The following is a 9,460-nucleotide window of genomic DNA, read 5'->3' as shown; positions in this document are numbered from 1 at the left end:
GTCAACGCCATTGCGCCTGGCTTGATCTTGCCATCGGATGTGGTCACGGAGGAAGAATGGGATAAACCGCACAATCGCCTGCCGCTCGGGCGACGCCGCGCGGCCCGAAGAAAATTGCATCCGCTCTCCTGAATTTCTCATCAAAACGAGTATATTACAAAACAGATCATATTGCTGTTGTTGATGGTGGATTCTCTTTAATTAGAATCACTGACAGTATTAACCAAATCCCAATGCCCAGCAAAAAATCCTCCCCGACCTCCTCATCTCCATCCTGCTCGTTGCGTCCACGCTGTACTATGCGTCGCGCTATGTGGATTTTTCCATCCCGCCTTTTGAAGACGCCGCGATGCTCATGCGTTACGCTCAAAACCTTGCGGGCGGCCACGGCATTGTTTGGAATATTGGCGAACATCCCGTAGATGGCGCGACCGATTTTCTTTTCATGGCTGTCTCTGCGGCATGTATCAAACTTGGCTTAACCGTTGGTCAATCTGTGCGCGGTATTGGATTCGCTTCACATTTGCTCACCGTTCTCATTGTCTACTGGACAAACCGCCGCATCAATCACTCAAATATTCCGTTTTCTTTTTTAAGCGGACTTTATCTCGCCGTTGGGACGGGACTCTCCTATGTCTCTGCCTACTTCGGGACGCCTTTCTTTGCCCTCGCCGCCGCTTCCACCTGGGCTTTGGGCCTGCTTCTGATTCAAAGAGAGGATCAGCCCTTTTGGCTGTCCCTCGCCTTCGCCCTGAGCGGACTCGTCACTGGACTCATTCGCCCTGAGGGAGTCATCCTTGCATCGCTGATGTTATTGTCCGTTATCGTTATGCGTATGACTGACAGTTCCCTCTCCTTTTGGGAGAGGGCTAGGGTGAGGGGAGTTTTCCCTATTATCGCTATTTTTGGCGCAGTGTTTCTTGTGCTTGGCGGCGCGTATTTCCTGTGGAGATGGGATTATTTCGGTTATCCGTTGCCGAATCCGTTTTATAAGAAAGGGGACAGCGGTTTGCATTGGGACTCGTTTGACAATTCCCTGTTGAATACTTTGCGTTTATGCCTGCCGTTTGCGATCATTGCCTTGCTCGGTTTTCGTTCGCGCGAAACGACAAAGCAAACTCTTGCGTATCTAATCCCCATTCTCGGGTTCGCTTCGGCCTTTATTTTGATCTCAGATGAAATGAATTACGGCGCGCGCTTTCAATACGCTCTTGTGCCGATCGCGCTCATGTCGTGGACTCCGCTTGTGCGTGGATTAAACTTCTTGTGGCTGAATCAATTATCAGCGAGAGAAAGAAGCGTGTACTTCATTGCATTGATTGGCTTGTGTGGAAGTCTGGTTTATTATTCGTGGGCACAGAATTGTTCTCTAACATCCTATCAACGAAGCTGCGACCGCCCGTATGAAGAGGATGGCCGTTATGATATGGGAAAATTGCTGGCGGAATATCGCGGCAAAGGCTATGTGATCGCGACCACCGAAGCGGGTTTGCTGCCATATTATTCAGGCTGGACAGCGATCGATACCTGGGGACTGAATGACCAATTCATCGCGCATAATGGCGCTATCACTGTCGAATATCTTGATAAATACAAACCGCATATTATTATGTTCCATGATTATTACTCGCCATTGGTCCCGCCAAAATTGACCGAAGCGAATCTGGCGCAGCGATGGTTTGGCATGACGATCCTGCTGAAAGATTATGCCGAAGCGAATGGATATGTGCTGGCCGCGATCTTTGGTGACAGCCCGTATGACACCCATTATTATTATGTGCGCGCAGATTTTGAAGACAGCGAGCGTTTGATCGAGCAGATATCTTCGATGAAAAGATATTTTTATCCAACAACAGGGAAGAAATCCATTAATTACGCAGGTTTCCCCGAACCGTGATTTTTAAACCGAGAAGGTCGCCAAGGCCACTAAGAATTTTAAAAGGTTTTCTTTGCGCACTTCGCGTGCTTTTGCTGAAAAACTAAAGTCTGAAGGCGAAAAATTTATTGGTATTTTTTCTGGGTTAACAGATGATCAATGGATTGTCGAAGTCTATACTGAAGGCACAACCTGGACAATCCGTAATGTGCTGGCGCACTTTGTCACTTCGGAGCGCGGATTGGTCAAGATGTTCGAGTTGATCCGTCAGGGCGGTGCAGGCGCGGCTGATGATTTTTCCATTGACCGCTATAACGAGGCGCAGCAACAAAAGACAAAAGAGTTCACGTCCGCTGAACTGCTTGAACAATATAGGGATGTGCGTGCAAACTCAGTTGCATGGGTATCTGGCTTGAAGGATGAAGAACTTGAGATCACAGGCCGTCATCCATTTCTCGAAATGACCACCATTCGCGAGATGGTGAAAATGTTGTATCTTCATAATCAGATCCATTACCGCGATTTAAAAAAAGTGAATTTATCCTTCTCCTATGCATCTTCCTCCCTTCAAACTCGAACGTTATTTTGCCAAATACGAATTCAACACTGAATTCCTGCTGTGTTCCTCCGATTGTGAAGCCATGTCCATTGCGGATTTGCTTGCCTTCGAAGATGGCGCGGCAGAAAAACTCCAAAATGTATGGTTGGGATACACCGAATCACAGGGCAGTCTTTCCCTCCGAAAAGAGGTTTGTAATCTCTACACAACGATTCGGCCCGAGGATATTCTCGTCCATACTGGCGCGGGGGAGGCGATCTACTTATTCATGTATGCCGCCTTTAAAAAAGGTGACCATGTCATAGTTCATTCTCCTGGCTACCAATCTCTTGCCGAAGTGGCTCGCGCTGTCGGCTGTGACATTAGTCCGTGGATGGCTCGTGAAGAAAATGGATGGGCGCTGGACTTGGATGAATTAAGGAAACTCATGCGTCCCAACACCAAAGGGATTGTCATCAATACGCCGCACAACCCGACAGGTTATTTAATGTCCCGTGCGGATTATGATGCGCTGAATAAATTTGCACAGGAAAAGAATTTGCTTCTTTTCTCCGATGAGGTCTACCGAGAATCTGAATATGATTTGGCTGATCGTCTGCCCGCCGCATGTGACTATGGCGAACATGCCGTGTCTCTTGGAGTCACATCTAAAACTTACGGACTCGCTGGGCTGCGAATTGGTTGGATCGCGACGAAAAATAAAACGATCTATCAAAATATGGCTTCACTTAAAGATTACACAACTATTTGTAACTCCGCGCCCAGTGAATTTCTCGCGGAAGTTGCCATGCGTCACCGCGTAAAACTAGCCGAGCGGAATCTTGGCATTATCAGACACAATCTCACCATTGTTGATGACCTTTTGACTCGTTACTCCTCACTTTTCAACTGGAATCGACCAAAGGCAGGCTCAATGGGATTCCCAAAACTACTCAAAGGTGACGTTGAAGATTTTTGTGATGACCTCGTCCGAAAAGCAGGCGTTTTACTTCTCCCTGGCACGATGTATGATCAATCCAATAATCACTTTCGATTGGGGCTGGGCAGGAAGAATCTCCCACAGGCGTGGAAACGATTGGAAGAATACCTATCGAAAAAATAATTGAATGATTTTTCATCCTTCACAATTCTCCTTCATAAATCAAAATCATATAAATTGTTAAAACTCTCCCGCCCCCTCCATCTCCTCCTCGCCGCACTGACTTATCTTCTCGGCTCAAGCATTCCTGCCTACCTTGGGAAATCATTTTCCGCTCTGGCGTTCTGGCTCGGGCTGGCTGGGATTCTCTTCGCGCAATTGAGCATGTTCCTGCTGGCCGATGTGTTTCGTCCGCATAATGAACCGCTGGTTGAGAACGAAACGCCCAAACAAAAAGAGACTCTCAGAAACAACCTGCTTTATGTTTCCTACGGATTGCTGACAGTCAACGCGGTATTGGCTTTTCTGCTTTACATCAATAATAGCCTCGTGCTTGAATCCTCACTCTTTCTTCTTTCGTCTCTAGTGACAGTCATCCTCTACGCAGTTCATCCATTTCGCCTCATCGATCGCGGATTTGGAGAATTAGCTCTCGCAGCGCACATCGCCTACATTATTCCGTCGATTGGTTTTCTTTTGCAGGCGAAGGAAAATCATCGCTTGCTTATCATCCTAGTTATCCCGCTCACCGCGCTTGCGCTGGCATATTTTTTAATTCTAAATTTCACCTCATTTACGACTGACCAAAAATATCAACGCGCCACGCTGCTGCGAAGCCTGACGTGGGAGCGCGCCGTACCTTTCCATCACAGCCTGATCATCTTTGCTTATGGTATATTCGCTGCCGTGCCTTTGCTTGGGTATTCCCTTTTCGCTGATCTGGCCCGCATTTCTCACCCTGCCGTTTGCCATCCTGCAGATCATTCATCTCCGTCATATCTCAATCGGCGGCAAACCAAATTGGATTTTTCTCACCACGACCGCGCTTGCGGTTTTTGGACTCACAACTTATTTCATCACTTTGACTTTTTGGCTTAGATAACCATGCCTGAATTTTTGACTCTTCTTCCCCCAGATGACGCGCGGACTCTATTGCTCTCGCATCTATCCCTGCCGAAAATTGATTCCGAATCAATCGCAGTGTCCTCATCTTTGGGCCGCTTCACCGCATCTGACATAATTGCGCCGCACCCATTGCCTGATTTCCCCCGCACCACAGTGGACGGATACGCCGTCCGCGCGAGAGATACTTTTGGCGCAAGCGACTCGCTTCCTGCGTATCTGACATTGGTCGGTGAAGTTCCAATGGGCGACGCGCCAGCCTTTGAAATTGGCGCAGGCCAATGTGCATTGATCCACACGGGCGGCATGCTGCCCAAGGGCGCAGACGCTGTTGTGATGTTGGAATATACACAAACAACCGGTCTGGGCGGATCGCGATCTACCCCAGCAGAGGAAATCGAGATCTTCAAATCTGTTGCGGATGGCGAGAACTTGATCCGCATTGGCGAAGATGTCGCTCAGGGACAATTGGTCATTCCAAAAGGGACTCTGATCCGCCCTGCAGAAATTGGCGGATTAATGGCATTGGGAATTACATCCATTCAAGCGGCGAAGAAACCGCGCGTGGGGCTGCTCTCCACTGGCGATGAAGTAATTGACCCAAGTCAAACTCCGCGTTACGGGCAGGTGCGTGATATCAACTCGTACACACTTGGGGCGCTCGTTGAAAAAACTGGCGGTGAAGCGATCCGCTATGGGATTTTTAGCGACAGCTTTCAGGTCTTGCAGGAAGCGGCGGCGAAGGCGCTTTCCGAGTGTGATGTGATCATCATCACCGCAGGCTCATCCGCATCCACAAGAGATATGACCGCCGAAGTCATCCGCACATTGGGTGAGCCTGGCGTATTGGTGCACGGCATCAACACGCGTCCCGGCAAGCCGACGATCTTGGGCGTGTGCAACGGCAAAGCAGTAATTGGCCTGCCCGGCAACCCAGTCAGCGCCTTGGTCAATGGATATTTATTCGTTGTGCCAGTCATCGAAAAATTATTGGGCGCGCTGCCAAAACCAAAAGCAACCGTTCAAGCAAAACTCACAGTGAATTTACCCTCTCAAGCAGGCAGAGAAGATTGGTGGCCTGTGAAATTAATCCTCCTCGGAAAGCACCAAGCGTAAATTACGAAGCCGAACCCATCTTTGGCAAATCAAACCTCATCTTCACCCTTGCTTCCGCCGATGGACTCTTGCGAATTCACCCAGACGCAACAGGATTAAGCGCTGGCGAAATGGTTGAAGTAGTTCTTATTTAATTTTCTCCCAAGGGAATATCGATGTTGATCGAATTATTTAATAAGCCTGTCGGATTCTTCCTGCTGGTCATGACCATTATTCTCGTCACGCCGCTCTTGTCTGAGCGTGTAAAACTGCCTGGCATTATCGGCATCATCATTGGCGGCATATTGATCGGTCCGCACGGATTTGGACTCATGGAGGCGGGCGACCGTATTGAGTTCCTTTCCACCATCGGCCTTGTGTATCTCATGTTCAGCGCAGGCCTCGAAGTGGACATCAATCAATTCCTGCGTGTGCGCGGACGTGCTCTGGTTTTTGGCGTGATCACCTTTATCTTCCCGCAGTTGATGGGTATGGGGCTTGGTTATATTCTCGGGCTCGACTTTTTAGGCATGATCCTGCTTGGCTCCGCGTTCGCATCTCATACACTCATTGCATTTCCCATCCTTACCAAACTTGGTGTAACCCGCAACGAAGCCATTGCGGTCACGACAGGCGCAACCGTTCTGACTGATATCGGTGCTTTCGTTGTTCTTGCGGTTGTGCTTGGCGCAAGAACAGGCGGTATTTCTGCGGGCTATTTTTTACAGCTGATTATTTTGCTGACGATCTTCGCGCTTGTGGTTGTCTTCGGCCTGCCCCGTCTCGGCAAATTTGTCTTTAAACGCATCTCCGGCCGCGCCGTTGAATTTCAATTTGTGATCGTCACACTTTTTATTTCCGCCTTTGTCGCGGAGTTGATCGGCGTGCATGAAGTCGTCGGCGCATTTCTCGCGGGGCTGGCCATCAACGCCACACTTCCGCGCCACAGCCCGGTCACGGGGCATGTGCTGTTCATGGGTGAATCATTTTTCATCCCGGTATTTATTCTTTATAGCGGCCTCATTACAGACCCGCTTACATTTCTCAAGAGTCCGCAGACGATCATCGTCGCGATCGGTGTCACCATTGTTGCCTATGTTTCCAAATTTATCGCCGCCTGGATCACCGCACGCATTTATAAATACACCAAGTCCGAATTCTGGACGGTTTACGGTCTCTCACATGCGCAAGCCGCAGTCACCATCCCCACATTGGTGATTGGTTTGGAAACTGGACTTTTTGACTCCACCCTTTTCAATGCCGCCATCTTGATGATTCTGCTCACTTCGATCTCCTCTCCGCTGCTCGTCCAGCGCTTCGCCCCTGACCTGAAAACTGCTGAAGCAGACGATGAAGTTTTACCTCTCTTCGGGCGGATTCTCGTCCCCGTTGCTGACCTGAAACAATCTGCGGGACTCGTTTCCCTTGCGAGTTTGCTTGCGCACTCGTCCAAAGGCAGGGTGCTGGCTGTCAGCGTGGCGAACGATACAGGGTTGGACAGGGACAGTAATTTTTCGCTTCATAAGGAATTGCTTGGCCGAGTCCCTGAATTGTTGAATGATCCCGGGACTGAAATTGAACTTATTCCGCGTCTTGCCTCTTCTCATGCCCAGGGAATTTTACAAACCGCGCACGAACAGAACGCGTCACTTATCCTTATGGGTTGGCGCGGCAAGCGGACACTGCGAGAGTCTGTGCTTGGCAGTGTTCTGGATGAAGTGATCTGGGGGTCAGATACACCCGTAATGATCGGAAAACTTTCGCTCCCGTTGAATGGAATGAAGCGCATTGTTTTTATCATTCCGCCCAAAACTGTTCCGCCTATCATCCTGCGCCGTATGCTCGAAACAAATTTGACTCTTGCAAAAGCCCTCAATGTGCCGCTGGAAATTGTTGCAGATAAAGCGTATCTGCAGATCGCTGAGACATTGCTCCTCGCGACAGAATCAGACCATCCCGTTAAGATCGAGGCGTTGACTGATCAGCTTAAGCCAGAAAATCTGGTTAACGAATCCACGAGCAGTTTTATCATTCTTCCAGGCTTTGGCTCCCGCAAACGGGTTGCCGATACATTAGGCCATATCCCTGAACAACTCGCAAAGACCTTCGACGGAAATTTGGCGGTTCTGCATTTTGACAGATAGATGGTTAATGTCTTTGACCCGCCCAGCAAGAAAAGATACCCGCTTGACCATGAAGGGTCGCCCTTACTCTGTTAGGGGATTATTTCAAAGTTAGATCAAAGAAGGCGATCGTTCTCTGCATGGCGGTTGAGAAATATTTTGAAATATTATGATTGTCGCCTTCGTAAGTGTACAGGTCGGCGGTCTTGCCAACGCTGCGGGCCTGCTCGGCGAGACGGATGGAAAAATCCAAGGGGACATCTTCATCCAAAGTTCCGTGGTGCAGTTCCAACGGTCCAGAAAGATCGGCGAGATAAGAATTGGCCGAGACCGAATCCCAAAAAGCAGGATTATCCGCGGGTGCTCCATATGTTTCGATCCATCCTGTGCGCCAGCCGCGCCCGCTTGAGCTTGGTGACGGTGTGAACGAGCCAGTGCGCCGCCAGTTATAAAGCAGGTCAGTGTAGGAAGCGACCACGCCCGCCCAGATCACGCCGACTTTTACATCATCAGAAATGACCATCGTGCGCAGTGTGAGATAGCCGCCCATGGAGTGACCCCACATGCCGATCTTTTCGGGGTTCACTTCGGGCAGCTGCTTGATGGACGCGACCGCGTTCAGAACATCGATCTGATAACCTGGGCTGCCATACGCGCCTGACGCTTCGCCTTCGGATGCATCGTGTCCGCGATAATCAATGCGGAAGACAACATATCCAGCCTTTGCGATTTCATCCACATATGCAATGTAGCGTTCGGTTGTTTTATAAACATCGGGCGGAATATAGCCGTGATTGAAAACAATGGCAGGGAATCCGCCTTCGGGCATTTCTCCATTGGGAATGGTCAATAGCGCGTATATTTTCAATCCCTCTGAAAGATAGTAGGCGTAATAGCGGCGATAATTTAATCCTCTGTCCAATTCTTTGACGATGGTAATTTCACTGCCTGGATAATCGCCCGCCCGCATGCCAATAATGCTCATCGGGTGGGGGATTGGCGTTGCCGTTGCTGTTGCTGTTGGCAAAGGCGTGAGGGTCTGCGTTGCCTCAGGGATAAATGTATTTGTTGAACTTGGGATTATGGTCGGCAGAATGGGGATATTTGCAGGCGCTGCAGCTTGGGAGCTGCAGGCGTTGGCGAAAAGGGAGATAGTTATCAAAACCAATAAAGTTTTTTTCATCGCGGAACTCCATACCTTTAAGAAAACAGAAGGAGGCGTTTTATTACGGCCTCCTTCCGTTTTTATTTTTTATGTATTAGGTCTTTTCCGAAAGGCTCCTGCCCCTGAGATCACGGAGGAGGGCAGGCATTTCGTATGGCGGCGCAATCGGTGAAGCAGGCAGATAATCCCTTTGGCATGCTCTATCGGCGGCTGCGGACCAGATTGGGACCTTCCCAGGCAACCGTGGCGACAGCACACGCGATCGCGCGGGTGGTCTACAAGATGCTGAAAAACAAGGTGGAGTTTGACCCCCTGAGTGTGAACGAATATCAGGCGAAGTATGAAGAGCAGCAGATCAAGTATATGAAGAAGCGGGCAGCCAGGTTCGGCTATCAATTGATTCCAACCTAAAGACCGGAACAGCTCACACTTGAACCGGTGTCTGCATGGCAGACATCCGTTTTGCGTTTAATCGTCCTTCAAATTTCCTGCATTTCCCCATGTAAAAGTTGAAGATTCGTATCGTTCCCAAAATGAAAGCGTCCCAAATACCTTCATCTGGGACGCTCACATGAGAACGGTTTCTGAGGACGCGGTGTTG

The 9,460-nt window shown here is 49.5% G+C and carries 10 protein-coding genes; 9 read left to right on the top strand and 1 reads right to left on the bottom strand.

Translation table 11 applies throughout. The features are described from left to right. Positions 1–313: 313 nt before the first annotated feature. Genes IPL17_RS23865 through IPL17_RS23835 form a run of 7 tightly spaced genes read left to right on the top strand, consistent with a single transcriptional unit; the run spans position 314 to position 7,715 of the window. Positions 314–1,897 carry a hypothetical protein gene (locus tag IPL17_RS23865; RefSeq protein ID WP_345309591.1) on the top strand — a complete coding sequence of 528 codons (1,584 nt, stop codon included), beginning with the start codon at positions 314–316 and terminating at the stop codon, positions 1,895–1,897. Positions 1,898–1,949: 52 nt separating this feature from the next. Continuing rightward, positions 1,950–2,486, top strand: coding sequence for a DinB family protein (locus IPL17_RS23860; RefSeq protein ID WP_345309590.1), 537 nt, complete (start codon positions 1,950–1,952; stop codon positions 2,484–2,486). Then, positions 2,428–3,537, top strand: coding sequence for an aminotransferase class I/II-fold pyridoxal phosphate-dependent enzyme (locus IPL17_RS23855; protein WP_345309589.1), 1,110 nt, complete (start codon positions 2,428–2,430; stop codon positions 3,535–3,537). Before IPL17_RS23860 ends, IPL17_RS23855 begins: the two co-directional genes overlap by 59 nt. 54 nt (positions 3,538–3,591) lie before the next feature. Beyond that, positions 3,592–4,452 (top strand): hypothetical protein, encoded by an 861-nt coding sequence (locus IPL17_RS23850; protein WP_345309588.1) that lies wholly within the window; start codon positions 3,592–3,594, stop codon positions 4,450–4,452. 6 nt (positions 4,453–4,458) lie between these two features. After that, positions 4,459–5,592 (top strand): gephyrin-like molybdotransferase Glp, encoded by a 1,134-nt coding sequence (gene glp / locus IPL17_RS23845; protein WP_345309587.1) that lies wholly within the window; start codon positions 4,459–4,461, stop codon positions 5,590–5,592. Further along, positions 5,550–5,726 (top strand): hypothetical protein, encoded by a 177-nt coding sequence (locus tag IPL17_RS23840; RefSeq protein ID WP_345309586.1) that lies wholly within the window; start codon positions 5,550–5,552, stop codon positions 5,724–5,726. The genes glp and IPL17_RS23840 overlap by 43 nt, the downstream gene beginning before the upstream one ends. Before the next feature lie 21 nt (positions 5,727–5,747). Beyond that, positions 5,748–7,715, top strand: coding sequence for a cation:proton antiporter (locus tag IPL17_RS23835; protein ID WP_345309585.1), 1,968 nt, complete (start codon positions 5,748–5,750; stop codon positions 7,713–7,715). A 79-nt stretch (positions 7,716–7,794) separates the two neighbouring features. On the opposite strand, the gene IPL17_RS23830 is transcribed toward IPL17_RS23835, so the two are convergent. Continuing rightward, on the bottom strand, positions 7,795–8,679 hold the full coding sequence (locus tag IPL17_RS23830) for an alpha/beta fold hydrolase (protein WP_345309584.1): 885 nt from the start codon (positions 8,677–8,679) through the stop codon (positions 7,795–7,797). Between IPL17_RS23830 and IPL17_RS23825 the strand changes: the two genes are divergently transcribed. Together IPL17_RS23825 and IPL17_RS23820 are read left to right on the top strand one after the other, a co-directional pair. After that, positions 8,663–9,031: a hypothetical protein gene (locus IPL17_RS23825; protein WP_345309583.1), complete on the top strand. Its 369-nt coding sequence runs from the start codon at positions 8,663–8,665 to the stop codon at positions 9,029–9,031. The two genes, IPL17_RS23830 and IPL17_RS23825, sit on opposite strands and share 17 nt — an antisense overlap. Further along, entirely contained in the window at positions 9,013–9,270 is a 258-nt protein-coding gene (locus tag IPL17_RS23820; RefSeq protein WP_345309582.1) for a hypothetical protein, read from the top strand. The genes IPL17_RS23825 and IPL17_RS23820 overlap by 19 nt, the downstream gene beginning before the upstream one ends. The last annotated feature ends 190 nt before the right edge of the window (positions 9,271–9,460 follow it).

It is taken from the genome of Candidatus Villigracilis saccharophilus (assembly GCF_016711665.1).
This window is presented reverse-complemented; position numbering and strand designations above follow the sequence as displayed.

Coding starts and splice junctions, on each gene's coding strand:
- IPL17_RS23855 (WP_345309589.1), top strand. CDS start 2,428: ATGCATCTTCCTCCCTTCAAACTCGAACGTTATTTTGCCAAATACGAA.
- glp (WP_345309587.1), top strand. CDS start 4,459: ATGCCTGAATTTTTGACTCTTCTTCCCCCAGATGACGCGCGGACTCTA.
- IPL17_RS23835 (WP_345309585.1), top strand. CDS start 5,748: ATGTTGATCGAATTATTTAATAAGCCTGTCGGATTCTTCCTGCTGGTC.
- IPL17_RS23825 (WP_345309583.1), top strand. CDS start 8,663: ATGCCAATAATGCTCATCGGGTGGGGGATTGGCGTTGCCGTTGCTGTT.
- IPL17_RS23830 (WP_345309584.1), bottom strand. CDS start 8,679: ATGAGCATTATTGGCATGCGGGCGGGCGATTATCCAGGCAGTGAAATT.
- IPL17_RS23820 (WP_345309582.1), top strand. CDS start 9,013: ATGGCGGCGCAATCGGTGAAGCAGGCAGATAATCCCTTTGGCATGCTC.